Origin of the sequence: Paraburkholderia tropica, from assembly GCF_914484835.1 — a bacterium.
Lineage (GTDB): Bacteria > Pseudomonadota > Gammaproteobacteria > Burkholderiales > Burkholderiaceae > Paraburkholderia > Paraburkholderia tropica_A.
The window spans coordinates 67429-94125 of sequence record NZ_CAJZAR010000071.1 but is presented as its reverse complement, the minus strand read 5'-3'; the positions used below and the strand labels follow the sequence as shown (position 1 = coordinate 94125).

Below are 26697 nucleotides of genomic sequence, written 5' to 3'. Positions count from 1 at the left end.
CGGCGCGCGAGCGCCGGCAGACGTTGATGACGGCGTGCGCTTACGCGCCCGGCGTCGATTCCTTGAACTTGCCGTAGGTCATCAGGCGCTCGAAACGGCGGTCCTTCAGCTCGGCGATGCTCATGCCCTGGAACTGGCGCAGCGAGTCGGAAAGCGCACGGCGCAGCAGCGCGGCCATGCCCTTCGGATCGCGATGCGCGCCGCCGAGCGGCTCGTTCACGATCTTGTCGATCAGGCCGAGCGCCTTCAGGCGGTGCGCCGTGAGGCCCAGCGCTTCAGCGGCTTCGGGCGCCTTGGCGGCACTCTTCCAGAGGATCGACGCGCAACCTTCCGGCGAGATCACCGAGTAGGTCGAGAACTGCAGCATCATGACCGTGTCGGCGACCGCGATCGCGAGCGCGCCGCCCGAACCGCCTTCACCGATGATCGTCGTGATGATCGGCGTCTTCAACTCGGCCATCACGTAGAGATTGTGGCCGATGGCTTCCGACTGGCCGCGCTCTTCCGCGCCGATACCCGGGTACGCGCCCGGCGTGTCGACGAACGTGAAGATGGGCAGGCCGAACTTCTCGGCGAGGCGCATCAGGCGCTCGGCCTTGCGATAGCCTTCAGGACGCGGCATGCCGAAGTTGCGCGCGGCGCGCTCCTTCGTGTCGCGGCCCTTCTGGTGGCCGATGATCATGCAGGCCTGGCCGTTGAAGCGTGCGAGGCCGCCGACCACCGACAGGTCGTCCGCGAACGAACGGTCGCCATGCAGTTCGTGGAAATCGGTGAACAGCTCATGCACGTAATCGAGCGTGTACGGACGCTGCGGATGACGCGCGATCTGCGAAACCTGCCACGGGCTCAGGTTCGCGTAGAGGTCCTTCGTGAGTTGCTGGCTCTTTTTCGACAGCCGGTCGATTTCTTCCGAAATATCGACAGCCGAGTCGTCCTGAACGAAGCGCAGTTCTTCGATCTTCGCTTCGAGTTCAGCGATCGGCTGCTCGAAATCCAGAAACGTGGTTTTCATGTGTTGGAATCCTTGCACTTTGCGGCAGCGCGTATTCTAACCGCGCCGGCCCGTGTCGAAATCGGCGCAGAACTATCGAATTCTTATAACGATAGGATAAAGCTGAAGAAACCAGGACGAATCAAATCGGGGACGGAACTGCCGCGCACCCCGCGCGCGGCGCCCCGCCCGATCGCCCCGGGCTTACGAAGGCTCGAGACTGCGCCACATATACCAGGTTGCGACGGTACGCCACGGCTCCCAGTTGGCCGCCACTTCACGCGCTTCGCTGCGCGTGACGGGCTCGCCGCTGAAGTAGTTGACGCTGATCGCCTGAATCAGACCGAGATCGTCGAGCGGCAGCACGTTCGGACGCGCGAGATTGAAGATCAGGAACATCTCAGCGGTCCAGCGGCCAATGCCGCGGATGGCCGTGAGTTCGGCGATCACGTCCTCGTCGTCCATCGTGGTCCACTTGCCGACGTGCAGCGCGCCGGACACGAAGTGCTGCGCGAGATCGAGGATGTACTCCGTCTTGCGCTTGGACAGTCCGCACGCCGCGAGTTTTTCGTGGCCGAGCTTGATGAACTGCTGCGGCACGAGCTTCGGACACGCGGCCTCGACCTTCTGCCACAGCGCCTGCGCCGCGGCCGTCGAAATCTGCTGACCGACCACCGAGCGCGCGAGCGTGACGAACGGATCGTCGCTGCTCATCAGATGCACGGGGCCGAATTTCGGAATGAGTTTCTTGAGGATGCGGTCGCGCTTGACGAGGTCCGCGCAGGCCTTGTCCCAATAGTCGGGGCGCACCACGTCGGCCTCGACGCCGCGCGACGGCGCAGCCGCTGCATCCGCAGCGTCGCCATGCGCGCCTTCGGGCGACGCGGCCGGCATCGCGCCGATGCTATCGGCAGCGCCGTTGACCTTCGCGCGCGTTTTGCCCGCACCTTCCTGCGCCGCGCCGTTGAGCGCGCGCTTCTTGACGCCGTCCGCCTTCACGGCGTCGGCTTCCTGCTGTTTCTGGGCGCCGCGCGCGGCGCGTTTCGCCGCATCGCCTGCCGCGCCCGTAAGCGACGCAGACCGCCTGGCCTGCGTCTTCGTGGCCGTTGCCATCCTGCCTCCTGCCTCGCGAATCGATCAGTGGAAACTGGACAGCCCGCTCAAACGCGGCGCCACTCGGTCAATCCGCCCGGTTTGTCTTCGAGCGCAACACCGGCATCGAGCAGTTCGGCCCGGATCCGGTCCGCCTCCGCATACTGTTTTGCCTGCTTCGCGGCGACGCGCGCGGCAATCTTCGCCTCGATCGCCGACACGTCGAGCGCGCCCGCGTCCTGCGCGCCCGCAGCCTGCTGCAGGAACGCGCGCGGTTCGCGCACGAGCACGCCGAGCACGCGGCCCAGACGCTGCAACTGACGCGCCAGCACCACGTCGCGCGTGCGGTTCACTTCCGTCGCGAGTTCGAACAGCACCGAGATGGCGACCGGCGTATTGAAGTCGTCGTTCATCGCGGTACGGAAACGCTGCGCGTACGCCTCGTTCCAGTCGAGCTCGCCGGCATCCGGCGTGACATCCTTGAGCGCCGTGTACAGACGCGTGAGCGCATTGCGGGCGTCGTCGAGATGCACGTCGCTGTAATTCAGCGGCGAGCGGTAATGCGCGCGCGCCATGAAAAAGCGCACCACTTCGGCGTCGTACTTCGCGAGCACTTCGCGGATCGTGAAGAAGTTGCCAAGCGACTTCGACATCTTCTCGTTGTCGATCTGCACGAAACCGTTGTGCATCCAGTAGTTGACGAACTTCTCGCCCGTCGCGCCTTCGCTCTGCGCGATTTCGTTTTCGTGGTGCGGGAACTGCAGATCCTGCCCGCCGCCATGAATGTCGAAATGATCGCCGAGCAGCGTGCAGCCCATCGCCGAACATTCGATATGCCAGCCCGGACGGCCACGGCCGTATTTCGAGTCCCAGCTCGTGTCCGCCGGCTCCTCTGGTTTTGCCTGTTTCCACAGTACGAAGTCAAGCGGATCCTGCTTGGCATCGTTCGCCGCCACACGCTCGCCCGCGCGCAGGTCTTCGATCGACTTGCCCGAGAGCGCGCCGTAGTGCGCGAACTTGCGCACCGCGTAGTTCACGTCGCCGTCCGAACCTTGATACGCGTAGCCGTTCTTTTCCAGCATGCCGATCATGTCGAGCATCTGCGGAATGTACTGCGTCGCGCGCGGCTCGTGATCGGGACGCGCGACGCCGAGCGCGTCTGCGTCTTCATGCAGCGCGTCGATGAAACGGTCGGTGAGCTGCTTGATGGTTTCGCCGTTTTCCACCGCGCGGCGAATGATCTTGTCGTCGATGTCGGTGATGTTGCGCACATAGGTCACGTTGTAACCGAGCGTGCGCAGCCAGCGCTGCACGACGTCGAACACCACCATCACACGCGCGTGGCCAACGTGACAATAGTCGTACACCGTCATGCCGCAGACGTACATGCGTACGACGCCGGGCTCGAGTGGCACGAAATTTTGCTTGTCACGCGCGAGCGTGTTGTAGATGCGCAGTGATTCCATAAAGACGATGGATACGTGGGTCGAAAGAAATCCGCGGTGGCGCCGACAGCAGCGAGCGGGGCATGCGAAGCACCGCGCTCCTGGAGCTGCGTACAGTCGCGCTCAATCAGTCATCAGGGCGGAGACGACCACGAGTGGCGAAAGAAAGCCTGGCGTTCAGCGCAGCGTCGCGAGCGATTTTGCGTGGCGGCGACGCTTGCACGACGCTTGCGTTCCCATTCGCGATGTTGGCACGCAACCCCTTCATGCAACCGCCCCGGAACTGGCCGTAACCAGCTGGAACCGGCGCCGAATCGGGCGCAGCGATTTCACGCGACGAAAACGCACAGACCTTTTGTTAGAATGGCTCGGAGTATAACACCGCGACCTCACCCTATGAAATCTTCCAGCGGCCGCGCGCCTCGCGCTGCGACCTTTGCGGCGGCGGCTCTCGCGAGCCTCGGTTTCGTTCTCGGCGGCCTGTCCGCCGCGCATGCGGCACCGCCCGCTACGGCCGACGGCACGCCTGCCGCGGACTCCGCCATCGGCCAGCACGACTGGGCCACGGCGCTGAACGAGCTCGACGCGCGCATCAAGTCGAACCCGCGCGACGTGCAGGCGAAGTTCAAGCGCGCGACCATCCTCGCGCGTCTTGGCCGCGACGACGACGCCATCGAGGCCTTCACCGAACTCACGCAGACCTACCCGGAACTGCCCGAGCCCTATAACAATCTCGCGGCGCTCTACGCGAAGCACGGCCGTTACGACGAAGCCCGCATCGCGCTGGAAACGGCCACCAAGGCGAATCCGTCGTACAGCCTCGCGTGGGAGAATCTCGGCGACCTGTACCTGCGTCTGGCCGACGCCTCGTACCGCCGCGCGAGCACGCTCGGCCATACGAGCGGCCCCACGCAGCAGCGTCTCGCCGACATCGAGAAGATCGTCAATCCGCCGAAGTCGAAGAAGGCCAAGGGCGAATCCGGCGCATCGGAGACGGCCACGAGCAAGCACGTGGGCCCGATGCTCGACAATCCGGTGATCCAGTTCGGCGGCCCGACCGGGTCGCTCGCGATGCCGCCGTTCGTGGCGCCATCGAACTAAGCCGCAGCACGCCGCGCGCGGCGTGACTGCGACACGTTTTTCCCCGCACTTCCGAGGATACTCATGAAATGGTTGATGTTGGCGCTCGGCAGCGCCGCCCTGATCGCGAACGCACCCGCCTTTGCGCAGAACGGCCCGCAAGCCGCGCATCCGCAGGTGCTCTTCAAGACCAGTGATGGCGACATTCGCGTCGAACTCTATCCCGAGAAGGCGCCCAAGACCGTCGACAACTTCCTCCAGTACGTGAAGTCCGGCCAGTACAACGGCACGATCTTCCATCGCGTGATCCGCGGCTTCATGATCCAGGGCGGCGGCTACACCACGAGCTTCGTCGAGAAGCCCACGCGCGCGCCGATTCCGCTCGAAAGCAAGAACGGCCTGAAGAACACCACCGGCATGCTCGCGATGGCGCGCACGAGCGACCCGAATTCGGCGACGGCGCAGTTCTTCATCAACACCGTGGATAACGCCAACCTCGACTATCCGAACCCGGACGGCAACGGCTACGCGGTGTTCGGCAAGGTCACGCAGGGTCTCGACGTCGTGAAGAAGATCGAAGCGACGCCCACCACTTCGCGCGGCCCGATGTCCGACGTGCCGCAAACGAACGTCGTGATCCAGTCGGCCACCGTGGTCGGCAAGTAAGCTCACACCCCACCATTCGTCGCGCGGCGCGGCGCCGGCACACGCGAAGGCAAACGCCTCGCCTCGTGCCGAAACCGCACCGCCCTTTCACCCCCCCGCCTCAGACACACTCAGGCACCCATAGGCAAAGGATTCCATCATGGTCGAACTGCATACGAACCACGGCGTCATCAAGCTCGAACTGAACGCCGAAAAGGCGCCGAAGACGGTCGCTAACTTCCTTAACTACGTGAACAGCGGCCACTACAACGGCACGGTGTTCCACCGCGTCATCGACGGCTTCATGATCCAGGGCGGCGGTTTCGAAGCCGGCATGAAGCAGAAGCCGACCGAAGCGCCGATCGAAAACGAAGCGAACAACGGTCTGAAGAACGTGCGCGGCTCGATCGCGATGGCACGCACCAACGACCCGCATTCGGCGTCGGCGCAATTCTTCATCAACGTCGCCGACAACGACTTCCTGAACCACTCGTCGCCGACGCCGCAAGGCTGGGGCTACGCCGTGTTCGGCAAGGTCGTCGACGGCCTGGACGTGGTCGAGAAGATCAAGTCGGTCAAGACGGGCTCGAAGGGCTTCCATCAGGACGTGCCGGTCGACGACGTCGTGATCGAGAAGGCTGTCGTCGTCGAATAACGCAACAGGGCGCTCGCTTCATCGATGCTGCAGGACAAGGCACTCAGACACGCCGCCGCGGGCGTGCCCGGCGAGGGCAAGCGCCCTCATGCGGCGCGCCCGTTTCTCTTCATCTCGGACCTGCATCTGAATGAAGCGATTCCGCACACGGTCGCCGCGTTCGAACACTTCATCCACGTGACGGCCGATCAGGCCGACTCGGTGTTCATACTCGGCGACCTCTTCGAATACTGGATCGGCGACGACATGCTCGCCAATCCGTTTTTCGCGCGCATGGCCGCGTTGATGCACACGCTCTCCGAGCGCGGCATCGCGCTGTACATCATGCACGGGAATCGCGACTTCCTGATGGGCAAACGCTTCATGAAAGCGGCGGGCGCGATCTGGCTGCCCGACCCCATCGCGATCACCGCGTTCGGCACGCGCATCGCGCTCGCGCACGGCGACGCCATGTGCACCGACGACCGCGGCTATCAGTTCTTCCGCAAATTCGCGCGCAACCGGCTGCCGCAACTGCTGTTTCTCGCGTGGCCGTACCGCTGGCGCATCGCACTCGCCGAACGCGCGCGACGCGCGAGCGAGGAACGTCGCGACGGGCCGTCGCTGCCGAAATACGATGTGACGGCGAAAGGCGTCGCGGCGTTGTTCAAGCGCGCCCGTGCGAACACGATCATTCACGGGCATACGCACCGGCCCGCGCGTCATCAGGAACCCGGCGGCACACGCTGGGTGCTGCCCGACTGGGATCTCGATCACGGCAAGCCGCGCGGCGGATTGTTGCGCGTGGACGCCGAAGGGTTCAGGATGTTGCCGCTCGATTGAGGGGCGCGGGGCTCGGTACATCAGACCGAAAATAAAAACAGCCGCTTGAAGCGGCTGTTTTACCTTACGACGCGTGATGAACGTATCAGGTGCTACGCGCTCAAACCCGCGCCGCAGCCTCATCGCGCGCCTGCGCCTGCTCACCCTCACGCGCCGCCGCGCCGCCTTCGAACCCCGCCGAAAGACGGCGCAATTCCGCGAGCGCGGCATCCGCGCCATGCAGCGCTTCGAGACGCGCGCCCAGCCGTTCGAGCGCGACCACGATCGCATCGACGCGTTGCGTCTGCGTCGCCGCGTGATCGATCAGGCCGTGAATGGCCAGCGACACCGGATCGTCGGCGTTCGGCGAAATGCCGTACGCGCAGAAGCCCTCGCGCGCGGATGCGGCCTTCGCCTGCTGCGGCGGCGTCTTCGCGGGCGCGACGATACGCGCCGGATTCCCCACCGCCGTCGCGCCTTCGGGCACCGGCTTCACGACCACGGCATTCGAGCCGATCTTGGCTTGCGCGCCCACCGTGAAGCCGCCGAGCACCTTCGCGCCCGCGCCCACGATCACGCCCGCGCCGAGCGTCGGGTGACGCTTGGCGCCCCGCGTCAGCGACGTGCCGCCGAGCGTCACGCCCTGATAGATCGTGCAATCGTCGCCGACTTCCGCCGTCTCGCCGATCACGACGCCCATGCCGTGATCGATGAACACGCGCCGGCCGATGGTCGCGCCCGGATGGATCTCGATGCCGGTGAGAAAGCGCGCGAGTTGCGAGACGTAACGCGCGAGCCAGCGGCGCTTCGCGAGCCAGCAGGCATGCGCGAAACGATGCAGCACGAGCGCGTGCAGCCCCGGATAACAGGTGAGGACTTCCCAGGCGCTGCGAGCGGCGGGATCGCGCTCGCGGATCGTGGCGATATCTTCGCGAAGTCTCTTGAACATGGCTTTCACACGCTTCGAACGTGAGGAACAGGGGAATCGGCCGCGCGTCGCCCACTCGGGGCGCGCACGGCTCGCGCGTGGCGTCGGGAAACTCGGGATACGCAGGAAATCGCGGTCGATGGCGGACGATTCCGCCTCGCGATCCCTCGGCAATCCCTTAGCAGCCACGCTGATTTGCTTGTGATGTGCAGTCGATTGTAGGCCAAAGGCGCGCGTGGCCTGGCAAGTCCACGCGGCCATCAAGGTCGGAGCCGCGACGCTTACTTCGCGCCGTCCTTGCTCTTGAGGAGGATGTGCTTGGCGATGCCGCGCACGATGTTGACTTCCTCGCGCTCGAGCCCCGAACGCGCGAACAGACGCCGCAAACGCGACATCAGCTTCTTCGGATTGGCTGGATCGAGAAAATCGAGCGCGATCAGCGCGTTTTCCAGATGCACGTACATGCGCTCGATATCGTCGCTGGTGGCGAGCGGCGTGCCCGCGTCCGGCGTGCCGGCGGTCGGCAGCGCGGCGCCCGGCGAGTCCTCGGACAGATACGCGAGGCGCAGTTCGTAGGCCAGCACCTGCACGGCCTGCGCGAGGTTGAGCGAGCTATAGGCCGGATTGGCGGGAATGTGCGCGAGCGCCGTGCAGCGCTCGACGTCCTCGTTCGACAGGCCGGTGCGCTCGTTGCCGAACACCAGCGCGATGTCGCCGTGCGCGACCTGACGGCAGGCGTCCTGCACCGCGTGGCGCGGCGCGGCCGGCGGCGGCCCGTATTCGCGCGTGCGCGCCGTGAGCGCGAGCGACCAGGACGAGCCCGCGAGGGCGTCGGCGAGCGTGGGGACGATGTGGGCGGCTGCGAGCACGTCGTCGGCACCGCTGGCCATCGCGATCGCCTCGGGATCGCAGTGCACCTGCGGCACGCGCGGCGCGACCAGCACGAGCCGCGAAAAACCCATCGTCTTCAACGCGCGCGCCGCAGCGCCGACGTTGCCCGGATGGCTGGGCTCGACCAGCACGAAACGCGTGGACGTGAAACCGCCGCGCAGCGGCTCGTGTGCCGCATCGGCGGCGTGTGAATCGGGGTGCTCCAAGATGAATCTCGTACGGCGTGGTCAGTGAAGCATCTATGTTAGCGCGGCTCGCGCGCCGGGCCTATTGGGGACGGCGCGGAGCAAGCCCGCCAGCACCGCCCCGCCACCGCCCGAGCACCACCCGCTTCCCGTCCATCCGAAGTCCCCCGAAGCCGACCGGAAATCGGGTAAAATGCCAGATTCGCGCGCGTTTTCCGGCCGTCAGACTGACCGGAAAACCGGGCCCGCAAGGCCGCCGCGCCCCGTTCTTATTCAATTCGTCTCCGTTGGCGGGACAGGTTCCGCGGCCGCCAGGCCCGCGCCCTGTCCAATCGTTAGACGCTTTATCTTTCGCACCACCGGTGCGCGTGCCGATGCGCGCGCCGGACAACAAGGATCCAGGCTCATGCATCCCATGCTCAACATCGCTGTCAAGGCCGCGCGCCGCGCCGGACAGATCATCAACCGCGCGTCGCTCGATCTCGACCTCGTGCAGGTCGCGAAGAAGCAGCACAACGATTTCGTCACGGAAGTCGACAAGGCGGCCGAAGCCGCCATCATCGAAACGCTCACCACCGCCTACCCCGATCACGCGATCCTCGCCGAAGAATCCGGCGAATCGGCCAACGAGTCGGAATACCAGTGGATCATCGATCCGCTCGACGGCACCACGAACTTCATCCACGGCTTCCAGTACTACTGCGTCTCGATCGCGCTCGTGCACAAGGGCATCGTCACGCAGGCCGTGGTCTATGACCCGACCCGCAACGACCTCTTCACCGCCTCGCGCGGCCGTGGCGCGTTCCTGAACGACCGCCGCATCCGCGTGGGCCGCCGCGACCGTCTGGCCGACGGCCTGATCGGCACGGGCTTCCCGTTCCGCGAAAAGGACGGCCTCGACAGCTACTGCGAACTGTTCGCCGCGATGACCAACGCCTGCGCCGGCCTGCGCCGCCCGGGCGCCGCCGCGCTCGATCTGGCGAACGTCGCCGCGGGCCGCATGGACGGCTTCTTCGAACAGGGCCTCAAGCCGTGGGACGTCGCCGCGGGCGCGCTGCTGGTGACGGAAGCCGGCGGCCTGATCGGCAACTACACGGGCGACTCGGACTTCCTGCACGTCGGCGAAATCGTCGCGGGCAACCCGAAGATCTACGCGCAAATGGTGCCGATCCTCTCGAAGTACACGCGCGTCAAGAAGGAAGCCTGAGCGCGCTGAGCCGCCGCCGCATCAAAGCGGCAACGCAGCCGCGAGCGTCCCGCATGAAGCTGTAAGGCGATTGCGAGGAACACTGCGGCGCGCGGCGGCGCGTGTCACAATCCGGGAAACTGGAAAGCGGCACGGATCACGACGAGCAAGGCAGCGGGGACAAGCGTCGAATCGGCAGCGCGAACACGCGCCACGCGACACTCACCCGCACCATCAAGCGGCTTCGGCCGCTTTTTTCATCGTCTTTCCGTGCCGGTTTCGTTGTATTGCGTTTTCCGCGCCATGGTCGCCTGGGCCATCGAGCCGTCGTTCAACCGCTCCAACCCGCGATGAAAAAAGGCTTCTACACGATCATCGCCGCGCAGTTCGTTTCGTCGCTCGCCGACAACGCGCTGCTGATCGCGGCAATCGCGCTGCTCACGGTGATCTCGTCGCCGGCCTGGGTCACGCCGCTTCTGCAAATCTTTTTCACGGTTTCGTACGTGCTGCTCGCGCCCTTCGTCGGCGCGTTCGCCGACGCGCTGCAAAAGCGCCACGTGATGTTCGTCTCGAACGCGCTCAAGGCCGTTGGCTGCCTGCTGATGATCGCGGGCGTGCATCCGATGCTCGCCTACGGCGTGGTCGGTTTCGGCGCGGCGGCCTACTCGCCCGCAAAGTACGGAATCCTGACCGAATTACTGCCTGCCGAAAAACTCGTCGCGGCCAACGCGTGGCTCGAATCGGCGACAGTGCTCTCGACCATCGTCGGCACCATGCTCGGCGGCACGCTCGTATCGACCTACGCGCAGCGTTTCGTCACGCATCATCCGATGCCGCTGATCCACTCCGCAGCCGATCTCGCGATGCTCGCGGTGATGATCACTTACGCCATCGCGGCGCTCATCAACTTCGGCATTCCCGATACCGGCGCGCGCTATGAAAACCGCCTCAAGGAACCGGCGCGGCTGGTCGGCGACTTCGTGCACTGCTTCAACGTGCTGTGGGCCGACAAGCTCGCGCAGATCGCACTGTGGGTCACGACCCTGATGTGGGGCGCGGCCGTCACGCTGCAGTTGCTCGTGCTCAAATGGGCCGATGCCAATCTCGGCCTCACGCTCTCGAAAGCGGCCGTGATGCAGGGCGTGACCGGGCTCGGCATCGCGCTCGGCGCGGGCGCGGCGGCGGCGTGGGTGTCGTTGCGCGCGTCGCTGCGCGTGCTGCCGGTGGGCGTCCTCTGCGGCATCGTGGCGATGGCGATGGCGTTCTACAGCAAGAGCCTGTTCCCGGCCGGCGAAGGCCTGCGCTTCGGCACCTTCGTGCTGCCCTTCTACCTGCTGTTCGCATATCCGCTGATGATCGCGCTCGGCACGCTCGCGGGCTTTTTCATCGTGCCGATGAACGCGCTGCTCCAGCATCGGGGCGCGACGCTGCTCTCGGCCGGCCATTCGATCGCCGTGCAGAATTTCAACCAGAACCTCGCCGTGCTGATGATGCTCGGCGCCTACGCGCTGCTGCTCACGGCGAAGATGCCCGTGCAGTGGATCATTGTCGTATTCGGCGTGTTCGTATCGGGGATGATCTGGCTCGCGATGCGACGGAGTGCCGCGAACGCGCGCGCCGTGGACATGCAGGCGCTCGTCGACGAATGAGCGCGAACACCGCCTGGCGGCATGGCGCGCGCATGCGCTAGCCATCCGGCCAGGTTCACGCGCCCCCCGCGCGGGTTACACTCACGCCCTGAACCTTAAGCAAGACACCGAGGATGGCTACACACACCGCAGGCGCAGCCGACACCGCGCAACACACTCCCATGATGCAGCAATATTTGCGCATCAAGGCCGATCATCCGGGCACGCTCGTGTTCTACCGGATGGGCGACTTCTACGAGCTGTTCTTCGAAGACGCGGAGAAGGCCGCGCGCCTGCTCGACCTCACGCTCACGCAGCGCGGCGCATCGGCGGGCAATCCCATCAAGATGGCGGGCGTGCCGCATCACGCCTGCGAGCAATATCTCGCCAAACTCGTGAAGCTCGGCGAGTCGGTGGCGATCTGCGAACAGATCGGCGACCCGGCCACCTCGAAGGGGCCGGTCGAACGCAAGGTCGTGCGCGTGGTCACGCCCGGCACGCTCACCGACGCGGCCCTGCTCTCCGACAAGAACGACGTCTACCTGATGGCGGTCTGCCCCGGCCACAACCGGCGCGGCGCGACGGTCAACGTCGGCCTCGCGTGGCTCAATCTCGCAAGCGGCGCGCTGCGCCTCGCGGAAGTCGCGCCGGAACAGGTCGCAGCGGCATTCGAACGCATCCGTCCGGCGGAAATTCTGGTCGCGGAAATGCCCGCGGAGTCGTCGGGCTGGGCGCCACCGTCCGCGAGCTCGGGCACGACGCCCGGTGCGCTCACGCGTGTGCCCGCGTGGCACTTCGACGTCGCGTCGGGCCGCCAGCGCCTGTGCGACCAGCTCGACGTGGCGAGCCTCGACGGCTTCGGCGCGCAGACGCTCACGAGCGCCTGCGGCGCGGCCGGCGCGCTGCTGCTCTACGCGGCGGCCACGCAAGGCCAGCAACTGCGTCACGTGCGCAGCCTGAAGGTCGAAGCCGAATCGGAATATATCGGCCTCGATCCGGCCACGCGGCGCAATCTCGAACTCACCGAAACGCTGCGCGGCACCGAGTCGCCCACGCTGTGCTCGCTGCTCGACACCTGCAGCACGACCATGGGCAGCCGTCTGCTGCGTCACTGGCTGCATCATCCGCCGCGCGACGCCGGCATCGCGCAAACGCGCCAGCAAGCCATCGGCGCGCTGCTCGACGCCCCGCCGCCCGCGAGCGTCGATTCCCTGCGCAGCGCGCTGCGCCAGATCGCCGACGTCGAACGCATCACCGGGCGTCTCGCGCTGCTGTCGGCGCGTCCGCGCGACTTGTCGAGCCTGCGCGACACCTTCGCCGCCCTGCCCGCGCTGCGCGAACAGGTCGCGGCCACAGGCGGCGCATCGGCGCCGCTCGCGCGCATCGTCGACCTGCTCGATCCGCCGCCCGGCTGCGCCGAACTGCTGCAACGCGCGGTCGCGCCCGAACCGGCGGCCATGATCCGCGACGGTGGCGTGATTGCGCGCGGCTACGACGCGGAACTCGACGAGCTGCGCGACATGTCCGAGAACTGCGGCCAGTTCCTGATCGATCTCGAAGCACGCGAACGCACACGCACGGGCATCGGCAATCTGCGCGTCGAGTACAACAAGGTGCACGGCTTCTATATCGAAGTCACGCGCGGTCAGACGGACAAGGTCCCCGACGACTATCGCCGACGCCAGACGCTGAAGAACGCCGAGCGCTACATCACGCCCGAACTGAAGACGTTCGAAGACAAGGCGCTCTCCGCGCAGGAGCGCGCGCTCGCACGCGAGAAGGCGCTCTACGAAGCGCTGCTGCAATCGCTGCTGCCGTATCTGCTCGACTGCCAGCGCGTGGCCGCCGCACTCGCCGAGCTCGACCTGCTGGCCGCCTTCGCGGAACGCGCACGCGCGCTCGACTGGGCCGCGCCGGAATTTTCCGAAGCGCCCGGCATCGAGATCGAGCAAGGCCGTCATCCGGTGGTCGAAGCGCAGGTCGAACAGTTCATCGCGAACGACTGTGTGCTCAACGCGGACCGCAAGCTGCTGCTGATCACCGGCCCGAACATGGGCGGTAAATCGACCTTCATGCGCCAGACCGCGCTGATCGCGCTGCTCGCCTACGTGGGCAGCTACGTGCCCGCGAAGCGCGCGCGCTTCGGTCCGATCGACCGCATCTTCACGCGTATCGGCGCGGCCGACGATCTCGCGGGCGGGCGCTCGACCTTCATGGTCGAGATGACCGAAGCCGCGGCGATTCTCAACGACGCCACGCCGCAAAGCCTCGTGCTGATGGACGAAATCGGGCGCGGCACCTCGACCTTCGACGGTCTCGCGCTCGCGTGGGCCATCGCGCGGCATCTGCTGTCGAGCAACGGTTGCCAGACGCTGTTCGCCACGCACTACTTCGAACTCACGCAACTGCCCGCCGAGTTCGCGCAGGCGGCCAACGTGCATCTTTCGGCGGTCGAGCACGGTCATGGCATCGTGTTCCTGCACGCCGTCAGCGAAGGCCCAGCGAACCAGAGTTACGGCTTGCAGGTTGCGCAACTGGCGGGCGTGCCCAATCCGGTGATCCGCGCGGCGCGCAAGCATCTCGTGCATCTGGAGCAGATGTCGGCGGGCCAGCCCACGCCGCAGCTCGATCTGTTCGCCGCGCCGTCCGCTGCGAGCGAGGACGAATTCGACGCACCGAAGCACTACGTCGAAGACGCACCGCAAGCCGAGGAAGATCTCGCGGCGGCGCGTGTCGCCGAGCGTCTGCGCGCGATCGATCCGAACGAACTGCGCCCGCGCGATGCGCTCGACCTGCTGTACGAACTGCATGAGCTGGCCACTGCGCCGGACGCCAAACGCTGAGCGTCGCCCTGCGACGCCACCGCGGCCTGCCATACGAGGCCGCGGGCTTGCGCATTCGCGTTATCTGAAAAATGTGCACGGCATCAGGCGCGCGTCGGTCGTCAGGCTGGTGCGTGCGCTGCGCCTGACTATCAGCATGTTCGGCGTGCTGGGTTCGCTGATTGCGCTCGCGCTGCCCGGTCTCGCGCACGCGCAACTGCAATCGGCTGCGCCCGCTGCCTCGCAACGCTATGCGTTCGCGGTCCTCGCGAACGTCGTCACCGAACCGGGCGACGAAGGCACGCTGCAACGTCTCGTCGATGCGATCGGCCGCGATCCGCAAATCTCCTTCGTGGTCTACGACGGCAATCTCAAAGGCCCGCGCGAATCCTGTGCGGACAGCCTGTACGAGCGTCGTCACGCGCTGCTTTCGGGGTCGCGCCCGCCGCTCATATTCGTGCCCGGCCAGCGTGACTGGGCGAATTGCGGCACGAACGGCAGCGGCGCGTGGGATCCGGTCGAGCGGCTCGATTTTCTGCGTCAGAATTTTTTCGGCGACAGCAATTCGCTCGGCGAAAACCCGCTCACGCTCACGCGCGAAAGCGAAGTGTCGCGCTTTCGGCCTTATCGCGAAAACGCGCGCTGGCAGACCGGCGACACGGTGTTCATCGCGCTGAACGTGCCCGGCGACAACAACCACTATCTGAACGCGGGCGGCCGCAACGGCGAATTCGAAGACCGCGTCATCGCCAACGGCTTCTGGATCGAACACGCGGCTGAATACGCGCGGCGGCGCAACGCGCGCGCCATCGTCATCTTCATGCAGGGCAATGCGATGCCCGAGCATTACGAGCGGCCCGAGCGCTTCGCGTGGCTGCGCTTCAGGCACGCACAGCGCGACGGTTATAGCGAATTGCGGCGCAGCCTCGTCAAGGCGTCCGAGACCTTTCGCGGCCCGATCGTGATCATCAATCCCGACGAGGCGCGGCTCGCGCGCGGTTTCGCGATCGATCAGCCGTTGCGCACCGAGAAGGGCGTCAGGATTGCTAACGTGACGCGCATCTCGGTCGCGCTGCGCGATCCGCTCACGCAGTGGCTACAGATCGACGCGGACATGACACGCCGCACACCGTTGCGCATCAGCGTGCGCGACGTACCGAAACATCTGCCGCTGCTGCCGCCGCAGGAACCGCCGCCGTTGCCCGGCATCAATATGTCGCCGGCTGTGCCGGACATGCCCGAAGTGTCGTCGATGCCCGACGTCACCGAAATTCCCGGCATGCAGCAGGCCCCAGACGTCAATGGTGCGTATGGCGTGAACGGCATGCCCGCTACGCCCGCGAGCGGTGCGGCCGTGCCACCGGATTGGCCAGGCGCGCCGGCGACTCCCGCGCCGGGTGCAGCGTCCTCGCCTTCTTCGGCGTCTTCACCCTCCACGCAGCACCAGCCGCAGTTCGCGCCGCCCTGGGTCGGCCACGGTGCCACACCCGCCAGCAGCGCGGCGCCGAATGACTGAGTGACTGAGTGACTGAGTGATCAACTGCGCACACGTGCCTCGACCGAACAGCCACTTAACACGCGCGTAAACGAAAAACGCCGGCCCTGAGGCCGGCGCGTCGACTGATCGGCGAGATCAGTGCAGGGTAGGTTTCGAGTCGGCTTCGTCGCCGTCGTCTTCCTCGTCTTCGTCGATGACTTCGAGTCCGTCCGCGCCATGCGCGTGCTCATGCTCGATTTCGTCTTCCGTCGCCTGACGCACTTCCTTCACGGTGAGCGCGAAACGCAGGGCCATGCCCGCGAGCGGATGATTGCCGTCGAGCACGACCTTGTCTTCCGCGACGTCGGTGACGGTGTAGATGAGCGCGTCGAGATCCTCGTCGCCTTCTTCCGGCGTGCCTTCGAACTGCATGCCGACTTCGAGCGGTTCCGGGAAGCGCGTGCGCGGCTCGATCTTCACGAGTTCGGGATCGTACTCGCCAAACGCATCCTGCGGCTCAAGCTGGATCTGGGTCTCGAAGCCCGGCTCCTTGCCGTCCAGCACTTCCTCGATCTTGGGGAACGTGCCATCATAGCCGCCGTGCAGATAGACCATCGGCTCGTCGCTTTCCTCAATCAGATTGCCCTGCGCATCCGATAGCTTGTAAGCGACCGACACGACGGTGTCCTTTGCAATTTTCATTCGATCCTCCAGATTACAGACCTCATTATACGATGCCCAAGCGGTCCCCTGACCACCTGGAGGACGCGCGCAAGCAGCGCGCCCCCTCCTCCCCGGCACGCCCCGCGCCTGACACCCCCACGCCGCTGCTAAACGGCCTGAGTCCGGCGCAGTTCATGAAGCAATACTGGCAGAAAAAGCCGCTCTTGATCCGCCAGGCGATACCCGGCATCGAAGCGCCGCTCTCTCGCGACGAGTTGTTCGCGCTCGCCGACAGCGACGACGTCGAATCGCGCCTCATCACGCATTTCCGCAAGCGCTGGTCGCTCGAACACGGCCCGTTCTCGTCCGACGAGCTGCCGACGCCGAAAACGCGTCAATGGACGCTGCTCGTGCAAGGCGCCGATCTCCATGACGACCGCGCCCGCGCGCTGCTCGAACGCTTCCGCTTCGCGCCCGACGCGCGCCTCGACGATCTGATGATCTCGTATGCGAGCGATGGCGGCGGCGTCGGCCCGCATTTCGATTCGTACGATGTGTTTCTCCTGCAGGTGCACGGCAAGCGCCGCTGGCGCATTGGCGCGCAGCGCGACCTCTCGCTGCAGGAAGGCATGCCGCTGAAGATTCTCGCGAATTTCGAGCCCGAGGAAGAATGGGTGCTGGAACCCGGCGACATGCTCTATCTGCCGCCGCATATCGCGCACGACGGCGTGGCCGAGGGCGAGTGCATGACCTGCTCGATCGGCTTTCGCTCGCCTTCCACGTCGGAGCTCACGAACCAGTTTCTTTACTGGCTCGCCGAACGTGGCGCAGACGATGCCGCACAACCCGGCGCGAAAGCGGGCAAGAACGGGCTTTATCGCGACCCGGATCAGCCCGCCGTGACGCATCCCGCGCAATTGCCCCCGGCACTTGTGGAGCGCGTTGCGTCCGTGCTTGCTAAAGTGCGTTGGAGCGACGCCGATGTGTCGTCGTTCGTAGGCTCGTACCTTTCGGAACCGAAGGCCAATGTGGTCTTCGACGCCCCCGAAAAACCCCTCGACGAGGCCCGTTTTGTTGCGCGCGCCGCGAAAAGCGGGATAAGACTCGACCGCAGGACAATCCTGCTTTACGATGCGCGGTCGTACTACCTGAACGGGGAACAGTACTTGCTCAGAGAAGCCCGAAAGTGGCTGCCGGCCTTGGCTGACAACCGCTTTCTGGATGGGAAACGCTTTGTAACACTCTCACACGATTCGTGTGTGACAGCGTTACTACACGAATGGTATTGTGCGGGCTGGATACGGACCGGAGAGCTTGCGTAAGCGCTTCGGACTGTTATACCGTACTAATATAGTGCTTGTATGAGAAAGACAACGTATTGTCCCCGGATTTGTCGACGGTCGATACGAAAGTGCCTATAATTTCCGCCCAGGCCGTAGGGAAGATTCACGCTCTTGCAGTGCATCTCCACCAGCGGCTCAGGTCGGTGTTGGGGCACATTTACCGGTATTATTTTGCGCTGTTGCTTACCTTTAACCATAAAAGGACGTGATCATGAAGAAATCCCTCCTCGTAGCATCCCTGCTGGCAGCTGTTGCACTCGCTGCGTGCAACAAGAGCAGCGACCAAGCCGCTGCGCCGGCTAGCGACGCAACGGCTGCTTCGGCACCGGCTGCTGCCGCTTCGGACGCTGCTGCTGCTGCTTCGGGCGCTGCTGCTGCTGCGAGCGACGCTGCTGCTTCGGCTACGGCTGCTGCTTCGGACGCTGGCGCTGCTGCTTCGGACGCAGCCGCTTCGGCAGCTGCTCCGGCATCGGGCGCAAGCCAGTAAGCTGCATTCGCGCGAGGCCCGTGCAGAGCTTCGGCTCCAGCGGGCATCGCAGCGAACCGCGGTGCAGCCTGACGACATCGTCAGTCGCACAGCGGGCAAGCAAAAAAGCCACGAACGCAAGTTCGTGGCTTTTTTGTTTTCCATCGTGATTGCATGATGCGTCGCGCATGTAACAACCGCGACGCATCTGCAAGCGTGTATTACGCGCGCAGCCTGATTAGCCGGCTTGCCCGCCCTCTTCTTCCTCGCCTTCGAAGAACGCCTGCACGACTTCGATTTCGCGCGTGCGCTTGAACGGCGGCAGACTTTGCCAGATACGGCGTCCATACGGCTTATCGACGAGACGCGTATCGCAGATCATCAACACGCCGCGATCGGTCTCAGCGCGAATCAAGCGGCCCGCGCCCTGCTTGAGCGTGATTACAGCTTGCGGAAGTTGATGTACCGCAAACGGACTCAAACCCTTCTTGGTCAGCGCATCGAGTCGCGCAGCAAGCACGGGATCGTCGGGCGGCGCGAACGGCAGCTTGTCGATGACGACGAGCGAGAGCGCATCCCCGCGCACGTCGACGCCTTCCCAGAAGCTCTGGCTGCCCACGAGGATCGCATTGCCGTACGCGCGGAAGCGCTCCAGCAGCTCGGTACGGCTCGCGTCACCCTGCACGAGCAAGGGCGTATTCCAGCCGCGTGCCTCGATCGTATCGCGCAGCTTCGCGGCGATACGGTCGACTGCGCGCAACGTTGTGCACAGCATGAACACGCCACCGCCCGATGCCTCGATCGCCGGCAACGCGGCATCGAACACAGCGTCGGTGAACTGCGGCGACGACGGCTGCGGCATGTTGCGCGGCACGTACAGCAAACCCTGCTGCGGATAATCGAACGGGCTCGGCAAGGTCATCGAACGGCGCGAACTCAAGCCCATCTGCGCCGCGTAGTGCGTGAAGTCGCCGCGCACCGACAGCGTCGCCGACGTGAAAATCCACGTGCGCGGCACGCCCGCGCGCTGCTTCGCGAAAATCGGCGCGACCGAGAGCGGCGTCTCGTGCAACTGCACCGTATGCGAGAACACTTCGACCCAGCGGACCTTTTCGTCGTCGCCCGGGTGATCGTTGGCGGCCTCACCCTCGCCTTCGGGCTTGCGCGCCGGCTCGGCTACCGCGGCGCCAGTCCAGCCCGCGAGGATGCCCTGCAACTCGCGCGCGCGGCGCAGGCAGGTGCCCAGCGATTCCGCGCGTTCGGCCTGACCCGCCAGCGCCGTGGCGAGCGTACCCAACTCGGTCTGCAACGCATCGAGCGCATCGAACAGCGGATGGTCCTCGGGCAACTGCGTGATCGAGAGCCGCAGCGAATCTTCCTTGAACGCAAGACGCACGTCGCGCGCGGCGCGTTCGACGCCCGCGGCCAGCTTCACCCACTCCACCGCATCGCGCGCATGCGCGAGACCTTCCGCGACACAATCGCGCGCGAGTTCGAGGAACTGCGCGGTCGAGAGCGTCTCGCCGAAAAACAGCGTGGCGGTTTCAGGCAACTGATGCGCTTCGTCGAAGATGATCGTGTTCGCGCTCGGCAGCAGTTCGGCCATGCCGGTGTCGCGCAGCATGATGTCGGCGAAGAACAGATGGTGATTGACCACCACGATGTCCGCCTGCTGCGCTTCGCGGCGTGCCTGCATCACGAAGCAATCCTTGTAATGCGGACACTCCTGACCGAGGCAGTTATCGCGCGTCGAGGTGACCATCGACCACACGGCCGCCGTCTCCGGCACGCTCGCGAGTTCGGCCTTGTCGCCCGAACGCGTGATCTTCGCGAAGCGGATGATCTCCTGCAGATACGAGGTTTCCTGGCGCGACGGCAAGCGGCCGTTGTCGGCCGTGCGCTGCAAATAGTAGTGACACAGATAGTTCGAGCGACCCTTGAGCATCGCCACGCTCACGGGCACCGCGAGCGCGTCGCGCACGGTCGGAATGTCGCGGGCGAAAAGCTGATCCTGCAAATGCTTCGTGCCCGTGGAGACGATCACCTTGCCGCCCCACAGCATGGCCGGCACGAGATAGGCGTAGGTCTTGCCCGTGCCCGTCCCCGCTTCGACGATCAGCGTGTTGTCGCCCGACTCGCCGGCGCCCGATGCGTCGTCGCCGTTCGCGGAGGCCGGTACGGGCGCGCCACGTTCCAGACGCCGCGCCGGGCGCGACTGCAACTCGAACGCGGCGGGATCGGGCTGCGCCTGCGCGGCGGCTTCCATCGCGGCCGCGACGGCGCTCGCCATCTCGATCTGCGCGGCACGCGGACGATAGCCATCGATCTCGCGTGCGAGCAGGCCGTCGGCGGCAAAGAGTTCCTGGAGTTCGGCGGCGCGACGCGTGCTCAGCGCGGGCGATGCGGCTTGCGCGGCGCGAGCGTCGCCAGTCCGCGCGCCGCCATCGCGTGCAGACTGGGTTCGGGAAACGGTCGTTGAATTCAAGGCAAGCGGTTCCTGCTCGGTCCTCGAGGCACAGCCCGATTGCGGCCGCGCCCCGGCGCCTGCCGGGACCCGGAATCAGGCGTGCCCGTTCGAGGTCTTCGTTGAATCGGGGTCCAGCTGCAATTGCAGCAGGATGATGTTGTCCTTGAGCTTGAGCTTGCGCCTCTTCAGCTTTTGCAGTTCGAGATCGTCGAAGTCCGACTTCTCACAGAGCCTCTCGATCAGACGATTGAGATCGCCGTGTTCCGATTCCAGTTGCAGAATGCGGTCACGAAGGACCTCGCCTTTGACTTCACGATGCTCGCGCATGCTCGCCTCCTCGTCATGATCGGCGCACGCCGTGCGAAGAGGCGCGCGCCTGAGGTTGCTGACCGGCTGAAAAAGCGGAGTGCTACTTGCCCTGCGATTGCTGTTGCTGCTGTTGCTGCTGCTGTTGTTCCTGCTGCTGCTTCTGTTGCGCCTGCTGCTGCGCCTTCTCAGCCGCCTGTTTCTGACGCGCTTCCACGTCAGCCTTATGCTTCGCCGCCTCATCCTGCTTCTGCTGGAAGCGTTCAGCCTTGTCGGCGCGTTCCTGCGCCTTCTGCTGACCTTGCGCGCGCGCCTGCTCGAGCTGCTTCTGGTAGTCCGACTGCTTCTTGTCGTACGCGGCCTGATTGGCGGTGCGTTGCGACTGGGCCTGTTCGCCCTGACGCTGCGCCTGATCCAGCGCATGCTGACGCTGCTTGTCCTGATACGCCTGCGCGTTCGCGGCGCGCTGCGGCGCTTCGGCCTGACGCTGCGCCTGATCGAGCGCGTGCTGACGCTGCTTGTCCTCGAAGGTCTGCGAACTCTTCGCCTCGTTCGCGGCCCGCTGCGGCGCGTCGGCTTCGTCGCGCGCGCGTTGCAGGGCGGTCTGCTCGTCGCGGCGGCGAGCGTTGTCGGCGCGCTGTTCTTCGTCGAGCTGCAACTGCTGATGGCGGATGTCCGCCTGCACCACGCGCATCGCGTCGCGCGCCTTGCCAAGACAGTGATTCACGAAGAACGTGTCGTAGCAGTTGTGCTGCGCCACGCCGTATTGGTAGTTGTTCTCCGCCGTGCGGCGGTCAAGCACCTTCTGACGCGCGCCAAAATCGTTCTGCACCCCGGCATTCGCCGCGTCCGAAGCCGCAAGCGGCGCCGAAGCGCCCGATCCGATCGGACCGCCTACTTCGACCGGGCTCGTGGCTTGCGCACCGCTAGCCGCGCCGCCTTGGGCTGCCTCATCTTGCGCGAGGGCCGGAACGTTCGCCATCGCCAGCAACGCGACGGCACAAACCGCCGCGCGGGCGGAGGTCCGCCATGCAGCGCCTTCGCGCGCAACGGACCGGACAGGTGACAAACGGGATGGGATCAACGTCTTCTGAGGGCAGCGGAACATGGGGGAAATTCTAACACCCCCCGACTCGAGCGCCCGGCCATTTATGGCAAAATGCCCCGCTCCACCGGCCAGCGGGCGTTCCCTCGCGGGTGCGCTCCGCCCGGTCGTCGGACCGAAAACCGGACTGCAAACCGATCCTCGCAGGAATATCCAGACCCTATGACGGAAACCGTAGCACTCAAGATCGTCCAGCGTATCGCCACTGAACTGAGCGTTCAACCGCGCCAGGTGGCGGCCGCCGTCCAGCTTCTCGACGAAGGAGCGACCGTTCCGTTCATCGCCCGCTACCGCAAGGAAGTCACGGACAATCTCGACGACACCCAGCTGCGCACGCTCGAAGAGCGTCTGCTGTATCTGCGCGAACTCGAAGAACGCCGCGCCACGATCCTCGCGAGCATCGACGAGCAAGGCAAGCTCACCGACGAACTGCGCACCGCCATCGAGACCGCGGACAGCAAGCAGGTTCTCGAAGACCTCTATCTGCCGTACAAGCCCAAGCGCCGCACGCGCGCGCAGATCGCCCGCGAAGCCGGCCTTCAGCCGCTCGCCGACGCGCTGCTCGCCAATCCGCTGCTCGATCCGCAGACGGAAGCCGCGCAGTACGTGGACGCGGAGAAAGGCGTCGCCGACGTGAAGGCCGCGCTCGACGGCGCGCGCGACATCCTCTCCGAACAATTCGGCGAAACGGCCGAACTGCTCGGCAAGCTGCGCGACTGGCTGCAAAACCAGGGCGTGGTGACGTCGACCGTGATCGAAGGCAAGGAAAAAGAGGAAGGCGAGAAGTTCCGCGACTACTACGACTACTCCGAGACCATCAAGACCGTACCGTCGCACCGCGCGCTCGCGCTGTTCCGCGGCCGTAACGCGGGCGTGCTGATGGTCAAGCTGGGCCTCGGCGGCGAACTCGACACGCAGACGCCGCATCCGGGCGAAGGCCATATCGCGCGCCACTTCAACATCGCGAATCTGGGCCGCCCCGCCGACAAGTGGCTCGCCGACGTGTGCCGCTGGTGCTGGCGCGTGAAGGTGCAGCCGCACCTCGAAAACGAACTGCTCACGAATCTGCGCGAGCTGGCCGAGACCGAGGCGATCCGCGTGTTCGCGCGCAACCTCAAGGATCTGCTGCTCGCCGCGCCGGCCGGTCCGAAGGCTGTGATCGGCCTCGATCCGGGTCTGCGCACGGGCGTGAAGGTGGCCGTGGTCGATCGCACGGGCAAGCTGCTCGCGACCGACACGATTTACCCGCACGAACCGCGCCGCGACTGGGACGGCTCGCTCGCGAAGCTCGCGCGCATCGCCGCGCAAACGCAGGCCGAACTCGTCAGCATCGGTAACGGCACGGCATCGCGCGAAACCGACAAGCTCGCGAGCGAACTGATCGCGAAGCATCCTGAACTGAAGCTGCAGAAGATCGTCGTGTCCGAAGCCGGGGCGTCGGTTTATTCGGCGTCCGAACTAGCGGCGAAGGAATTCCCGGAACTGGACGTATCGCTGCGCGGCGCCGTGTCGATCGCGCGTCGTCTGCAAGACCCGCTCGCCGAACTCGTGAAGATCGAGCCGAAGGCGATCGGCGTCGGCCAGTATCAGCACGACGTGAACCAGCGCGAACTCGCGCGTTCGCTCGATGCCGTGGTCGAGGACTGCGTGAACGCGGTGGGCGTCGATGCGAATACGGCTTCGGTTGCGCTGCTCGCGCGCGTGTCGGGCCTGAACTCGACGCTCGCGCGCAATATCGTCGATTACCGCGATGCGAACGGTCCGTTCCCCTCGCGCGAGCATCTGAAGAAGGTGCCGCGTCTCGGCGACAAGACCTTCGAACAGGCCGCAGGCTTCCTGCGCATCAACAGCGGCGAGAATCCGCTCGACCGTTCGTCGGTGCACCCGGAAGCGTATCCGGTCGTCGAGCGCATGCTCGCGAAGATTCAGCGCAATATCGGCGACGTGCTCGGTAGCCGCGAGGCGCTGTCGGGTCTCTCGCCCGCTGAATTCGTCGATGAGCGATTTGGTCTGCCGACCGTGCGCGACATTCTCTCCGAGCTCGAAAAGCCGGGCCGCGATCCGCGTCCCGAGTTCAAGACGGCAACGTTCCGCGATGGCGTCGAGAAGGTCTCGGATCTCGTGCCGGGCATGGTGCTCGAAGGCGTCGTGACCAACGTGGCGGCGTTTGGCGCGTTCATCGACGTGGGCGTGCATCAGGACGGTCTCGTGCACGTCTCGGCGCTGTCGACGAAGTTCATCAAGGATCCGCACGAAGTCGTGAAGGCCGGTCAGGTCGTGAAGGTGAAGGTGCTCGACGTCGACGTGAAGCGTCAGCGCATCGCGCTCACGATGCGTATGGACGACGATCCCGCAAGCGCGGCGCAGCGCGCCGGTGGCGGCGCGGGCAATGGCGGCAGTCGTGATCGCAATGATCGCGGCGGCAACGCCAATCGCGGCGGTCAGCGTTCGCGCGGCGAGGAGCCGGTGAACGCGATGGCTGCGGCGTTTGCGAAGCTCAAGCGCTAACGTAGGCCGCACGCGGCGCGGGCCGCACACCATGCTAGCCCGCGCCGCGCGTGAACCGCGCAATCCAAGTGCAACAAAAAAGCCGCCCAAGGGCGGCTTTTTTGCATCTTGAAGCTGACGATCAAATCTCGATCTTCGTCCCCAGTTCCACCACGCGATTCGCGGGAATGCTGAAGAAGTCGGTCGGCTTCGCGGCATTCTGGTGCATCCACGCGAACACGCGCTCGCGGAAGATCGACATGCCCGGCAATTGCGTCGGCACCACCGTCTCGCGCGCGAGGAAGAACGACGTGTCCATCATCTCGAACGACATGCCTTCGATACGCCCAATCTCCTCGAGCACGGCCTTCACGTCCGGCGTTTCGTTGAAGCCGTAATCGGCCTTCACGAGATAGAGACCGCCGCCGATATCCTTCACGCTCACGCGCTCCGCGTTCGACACGTACGGAATATCGCGAATCTTGAACGTGAGGAAAATCGTGCGTTCGTGCAGCACCTTGTTGTGCTTCAGGTTATGCAGCAGGCTCACCGGCACGAGCGTGTCGCTGCCCGTGAGATAGATCGCGGTGCCGGAAACACGATGCGGCGGATGCGCGAGCAGGCCTTGCAGGAACGGCATCAGCGGAATGCCGTCGGCGGCCGTGCGCTCCTTCACGATCATGCGGCCTTTGAACCACGTCATCAGCAGGAAGAACAGCAGCGCACCGATGCCGAGCGGCAGCCAGCCACCCTCTTCGACCTTGAGCAGATTCGCGCCGAAGAAGCCGAGGTCGATGATCAGCAAGCCCGCGATGATGAGCCCGACCAGCCACTTGTTCCACTTCCACAGCTTCGTCATCACGACGCTCACGAGGATCGTGGTCATCACCATGGTCGCGGTCACGGCGATGCCGTACGCGGCGGCGAGGTTATCGGAGCTCTTGAAGCCCACCACGATGCACAGAATGATGAACAGCAGCATCCAGTTCACGACCGGCACATAGATCTGGCCGATGGCGAGATCCGACGTGTGCAGCACCTTCATACGCGGCACGTAGCCCAGCAGGATCGCCTGGCTCGTCAGCGAGTACGCGCCCGAGATCACGGCTTGCGAAGCGATCACCGTGGCGATCGTCGAGAGCACGACGAGCGGCAAGAGCGCCCAGTCCGGCGCCAGCAGGAAGAACGGATTTTCGATCGCACGATGATCCTGCATCAGCAGCGCGCCCTGACCGAAGTAGTTGATCACCAGCGAAGGCATCACGAGGCCGTACCACGCGCAGCGGATGGGCTTCGCGCCGAAGTGGCCCATGTCGGCGTAGAGCGCTTCCGCGCCGGTCAGCACCAGCACGACCGAGCCGAGCACCACGTAGGCCTGCAGCAGGTGCGCGCTCATGAACGAGATGGCGTAGTACGGATTGAGCGCCGCGATCACGCCCGGCTGCTGCACGATGCGCGCGGCGCCGAGCACGGCGATGGTGATGAACCAGATCACCATGATCGGCCCGAACAGGCGGCCGACGAGCGCGGTGCCGTGGCGCTGGATCCAGAACAGCGCGATCAGGATCACCATCGTCAGCGGCAGCACGAGATGCGCGAGCTTGGGCGCGGCAATCTCCAGACCTTCGACCGCCGACATCACCGAGATGGCCGGCGTGATCACCGCATCGCCGTAGAACATGCAGGCGCCGAAGATGCCCAGCGCCGTGAGCACCACGACCGAGCGGCTCTTGCGGTCGAGCGAGCGCAGCGCGAGCGCCATGAGCGCGAGCACGCCGCCTTCGCCGTTGTTATCGGCGCGCATCACGATGAGGACGTATTTGACGCTGACGACGATCATGATCGCCCAGAACAGCAGCGAGATGACGCCAAGGATGGACGTGTTGGTAAGCGGAATGCCGTGAGAAGGGCTGAACGCCTCTTTCAGGGAGTACAGCGGGCTCGTGCCGATATCGCCGAACACCACGCCGATGGCCGCTACGGCCAGGGAAGGTAGCGGCTGTTTTGCCACGTGCGTGCTAGTTGTCATATACG

21 protein-coding genes are annotated in these 26697 nt (G+C 65.2%); 11 read left to right on the top strand and 10 right to left on the bottom strand.

The window, feature by feature from the left end; genetic code table 11:
• Positions 1-40: 40 nt before the first annotated feature.
• From LDO54_RS27500 to cysS, 3 genes are all read right to left on the bottom strand, one after another.
• The gene (locus LDO54_RS27500; RefSeq protein WP_224013909.1) at positions 41-1012 is read right to left on the bottom strand and encodes an acetyl-CoA carboxylase carboxyltransferase subunit alpha; all 972 of its coding nucleotides are present in this window, start codon (positions 1010-1012) and stop codon (positions 41-43) included.
• Between the two features lie 183 nt (positions 1013-1195).
• Positions 1196-2104 (bottom strand): DNA-3-methyladenine glycosylase family protein, encoded by a 909-nt coding sequence (locus LDO54_RS27495; protein ID WP_224013907.1) that lies wholly within the window; start codon positions 2102-2104, stop codon positions 1196-1198.
• A 47-nt stretch (positions 2105-2151) separates the two neighbouring features.
• Positions 2152-3549, bottom strand: a complete 1398-nt coding sequence (gene cysS, locus LDO54_RS27490; RefSeq protein WP_224013905.1) for a cysteine--tRNA ligase — start codon at positions 3547-3549, stop codon at positions 2152-2154.
• A 375-nt stretch (positions 3550-3924) separates the two neighbouring features.
• Here cysS and LDO54_RS27485 point away from each other — a divergent pair, with 375 nt between their 5' ends.
• The 4 genes from LDO54_RS27485 to LDO54_RS27470 all read left to right on the top strand — a co-directional run bounded on the left by LDO54_RS27485 (position 3925) and on the right by LDO54_RS27470 (position 6730).
• The gene (locus LDO54_RS27485) at positions 3925-4629 is read left to right on the top strand and encodes a tetratricopeptide repeat protein (protein ID WP_224013903.1); all 705 of its coding nucleotides are present in this window, start codon (positions 3925-3927) and stop codon (positions 4627-4629) included.
• A gap of 63 nt (positions 4630-4692) precedes the next feature.
• The gene (locus LDO54_RS27480) at positions 4693-5274 is read left to right on the top strand and encodes a peptidylprolyl isomerase (protein WP_074984459.1); all 582 of its coding nucleotides are present in this window, start codon (positions 4693-4695) and stop codon (positions 5272-5274) included.
• A 139-nt stretch (positions 5275-5413) separates the two neighbouring features.
• Positions 5414-5908 (top strand): peptidylprolyl isomerase, encoded by a 495-nt coding sequence (locus LDO54_RS27475; RefSeq protein WP_065060212.1) that lies wholly within the window; start codon positions 5414-5416, stop codon positions 5906-5908.
• Positions 5909-5932: 24 nt separating this feature from the next.
• Positions 5933-6730, top strand: a complete 798-nt coding sequence (locus LDO54_RS27470; protein ID WP_224013901.1) for a UDP-2,3-diacylglucosamine diphosphatase — start codon at positions 5933-5935, stop codon at positions 6728-6730.
• A gap of 100 nt (positions 6731-6830) precedes the next feature.
• On the opposite strand, the gene cysE is transcribed toward LDO54_RS27470, so the two are convergent.
• Together cysE and LDO54_RS27460 are read right to left on the bottom strand one after the other, a co-directional pair.
• The gene (gene cysE, locus LDO54_RS27465; RefSeq protein ID WP_224013899.1) at positions 6831-7658 is read right to left on the bottom strand and encodes a serine O-acetyltransferase; all 828 of its coding nucleotides are present in this window, start codon (positions 7656-7658) and stop codon (positions 6831-6833) included.
• A 260-nt stretch (positions 7659-7918) separates the two neighbouring features.
• Complete coding sequence (locus LDO54_RS27460; RefSeq protein WP_415774446.1) at positions 7919-8734, bottom strand: RNA methyltransferase; 816 nt, start codon at positions 8732-8734, stop codon at positions 7919-7921.
• Positions 8735-9119: 385 nt separating this feature from the next.
• Here LDO54_RS27460 and LDO54_RS27455 point away from each other — a divergent pair, with 385 nt between their 5' ends.
• From LDO54_RS27455 to LDO54_RS27440, 4 genes are all read left to right on the top strand, one after another.
• On the top strand, positions 9120-9920 hold the full coding sequence (locus LDO54_RS27455) for an inositol monophosphatase family protein (RefSeq protein ID WP_224013897.1): 801 nt from the start codon (positions 9120-9122) through the stop codon (positions 9918-9920).
• A 329-nt stretch (positions 9921-10249) separates the two neighbouring features.
• Positions 10250-11548, top strand: coding sequence for a lysophospholipid transporter LplT (gene lplT / locus LDO54_RS27450; protein ID WP_224013895.1), 1299 nt, complete (start codon positions 10250-10252; stop codon positions 11546-11548).
• Between the two features lie 113 nt (positions 11549-11661).
• Positions 11662-14370 carry a DNA mismatch repair protein MutS gene (gene mutS, locus LDO54_RS27445; protein ID WP_224013893.1) on the top strand — a complete coding sequence of 903 codons (2709 nt, stop codon included), beginning with the start codon at positions 11662-11664 and terminating at the stop codon, positions 14368-14370.
• Positions 14371-14443: 73 nt separating this feature from the next.
• Positions 14444-15865: a hypothetical protein gene (locus tag LDO54_RS27440; protein WP_224013891.1), complete on the top strand. Its 1422-nt coding sequence runs from the start codon at positions 14444-14446 to the stop codon at positions 15863-15865.
• A gap of 117 nt (positions 15866-15982) precedes the next feature.
• Here LDO54_RS27440 and LDO54_RS27435 read toward each other — a convergent pair whose 3' ends face one another.
• Complete coding sequence (locus tag LDO54_RS27435; protein WP_224013889.1) at positions 15983-16528, bottom strand: FKBP-type peptidyl-prolyl cis-trans isomerase; 546 nt, start codon at positions 16526-16528, stop codon at positions 15983-15985.
• A 32-nt stretch (positions 16529-16560) separates the two neighbouring features.
• Here LDO54_RS27435 and LDO54_RS27430 point away from each other — a divergent pair, with 32 nt between their 5' ends.
• Complete coding sequence (locus tag LDO54_RS27430) at positions 16561-17811, top strand: cupin domain-containing protein (protein ID WP_224013917.1); 1251 nt, start codon at positions 16561-16563, stop codon at positions 17809-17811.
• A gap of 232 nt (positions 17812-18043) precedes the next feature.
• Positions 18044-18319 carry a hypothetical protein gene (locus LDO54_RS27425; RefSeq protein ID WP_082991928.1) on the top strand — a complete coding sequence of 92 codons (276 nt, stop codon included), beginning with the start codon at positions 18044-18046 and terminating at the stop codon, positions 18317-18319.
• A 217-nt stretch (positions 18320-18536) separates the two neighbouring features.
• On the opposite strand, the gene LDO54_RS27420 is transcribed toward LDO54_RS27425, so the two are convergent.
• The 3 genes from LDO54_RS27420 to LDO54_RS27410 form a co-directional block, all read right to left on the bottom strand.
• On the bottom strand, positions 18537-20783 hold the full coding sequence (locus LDO54_RS27420; protein ID WP_224013887.1) for an ATP-dependent DNA helicase: 2247 nt from the start codon (positions 20781-20783) through the stop codon (positions 18537-18539).
• 75 nt (positions 20784-20858) lie between these two features.
• Positions 20859-21092 carry a DUF465 domain-containing protein gene (locus tag LDO54_RS27415; protein WP_224013885.1) on the bottom strand — a complete coding sequence of 78 codons (234 nt, stop codon included), beginning with the start codon at positions 21090-21092 and terminating at the stop codon, positions 20859-20861.
• Positions 21093-21174: 82 nt separating this feature from the next.
• Entirely contained in the window at positions 21175-22053 is an 879-nt protein-coding gene (locus tag LDO54_RS27410) for a colicin transporter (RefSeq protein WP_224013883.1), read from the bottom strand.
• A 285-nt stretch (positions 22054-22338) separates the two neighbouring features.
• Here LDO54_RS27410 and LDO54_RS27405 point away from each other — a divergent pair, with 285 nt between their 5' ends.
• The gene (locus LDO54_RS27405) at positions 22339-24684 is read left to right on the top strand and encodes a Tex family protein (protein ID WP_224013881.1); all 2346 of its coding nucleotides are present in this window, start codon (positions 22339-22341) and stop codon (positions 24682-24684) included.
• Positions 24685-24805: 121 nt separating this feature from the next.
• On the opposite strand, the gene LDO54_RS27400 is transcribed toward LDO54_RS27405, so the two are convergent.
• Positions 24806-26692, bottom strand: coding sequence for a potassium transporter Kup (locus LDO54_RS27400; protein ID WP_224013879.1), 1887 nt, complete (start codon positions 26690-26692; stop codon positions 24806-24808).
• Positions 26693-26697: the final 5 nt, after the last annotated feature.

Bases quoted from the DNA above. Each gene is read 5' to 3' on its own strand.
- lplT (WP_224013895.1), top strand. From the start codon at position 10,250: ATGAAAAAAGGCTTCTACACGATCATCGCCGCGCAGTTCGTTTCGTCG.
- cysS (WP_224013905.1), bottom strand. From the start codon at position 3,549: ATGGAATCACTGCGCATCTACAACACGCTCGCGCGTGACAAGCAAAAT.
- LDO54_RS27425 (WP_082991928.1), top strand. From the start codon at position 18,044: ATGAAGAAATCCCTCCTCGTAGCATCCCTGCTGGCAGCTGTTGCACTC.
- LDO54_RS27485 (WP_224013903.1), top strand. From the start codon at position 3,925: ATGAAATCTTCCAGCGGCCGCGCGCCTCGCGCTGCGACCTTTGCGGCG.
- LDO54_RS27400 (WP_224013879.1), bottom strand. From the start codon at position 26,692: ATGACAACTAGCACGCACGTGGCAAAACAGCCGCTACCTTCCCTGGCC.
- mutS (WP_224013893.1), top strand. From the start codon at position 11,662: ATGGCTACACACACCGCAGGCGCAGCCGACACCGCGCAACACACTCCC.
- LDO54_RS27470 (WP_224013901.1), top strand. From the start codon at position 5,933: ATGCTGCAGGACAAGGCACTCAGACACGCCGCCGCGGGCGTGCCCGGC.
- LDO54_RS27430 (WP_224013917.1), top strand. From the start codon at position 16,561: ATGCCCAAGCGGTCCCCTGACCACCTGGAGGACGCGCGCAAGCAGCGC.
- LDO54_RS27500 (WP_224013909.1), bottom strand. From the start codon at position 1,012: ATGAAAACCACGTTTCTGGATTTCGAGCAGCCGATCGCTGAACTCGAA.
- LDO54_RS27410 (WP_224013883.1), bottom strand. From the start codon at position 22,053: ATGGCGAACGTTCCGGCCCTCGCGCAAGATGAGGCAGCCCAAGGCGGC.
- LDO54_RS27405 (WP_224013881.1), top strand. From the start codon at position 22,339: ATGACGGAAACCGTAGCACTCAAGATCGTCCAGCGTATCGCCACTGAA.
- LDO54_RS27475 (WP_065060212.1), top strand. From the start codon at position 5,414: ATGGTCGAACTGCATACGAACCACGGCGTCATCAAGCTCGAACTGAAC.
- LDO54_RS27435 (WP_224013889.1), bottom strand. From the start codon at position 16,528: ATGAAAATTGCAAAGGACACCGTCGTGTCGGTCGCTTACAAGCTATCG.
- LDO54_RS27480 (WP_074984459.1), top strand. From the start codon at position 4,693: ATGAAATGGTTGATGTTGGCGCTCGGCAGCGCCGCCCTGATCGCGAAC.
- LDO54_RS27495 (WP_224013907.1), bottom strand. From the start codon at position 2,104: ATGGCAACGGCCACGAAGACGCAGGCCAGGCGGTCTGCGTCGCTTACG.
- LDO54_RS27455 (WP_224013897.1), top strand. From the start codon at position 9,120: ATGCATCCCATGCTCAACATCGCTGTCAAGGCCGCGCGCCGCGCCGGA.
- LDO54_RS27415 (WP_224013885.1), bottom strand. From the start codon at position 21,092: ATGCGCGAGCATCGTGAAGTCAAAGGCGAGGTCCTTCGTGACCGCATT.
- cysE (WP_224013899.1), bottom strand. From the start codon at position 7,658: ATGTTCAAGAGACTTCGCGAAGATATCGCCACGATCCGCGAGCGCGAT.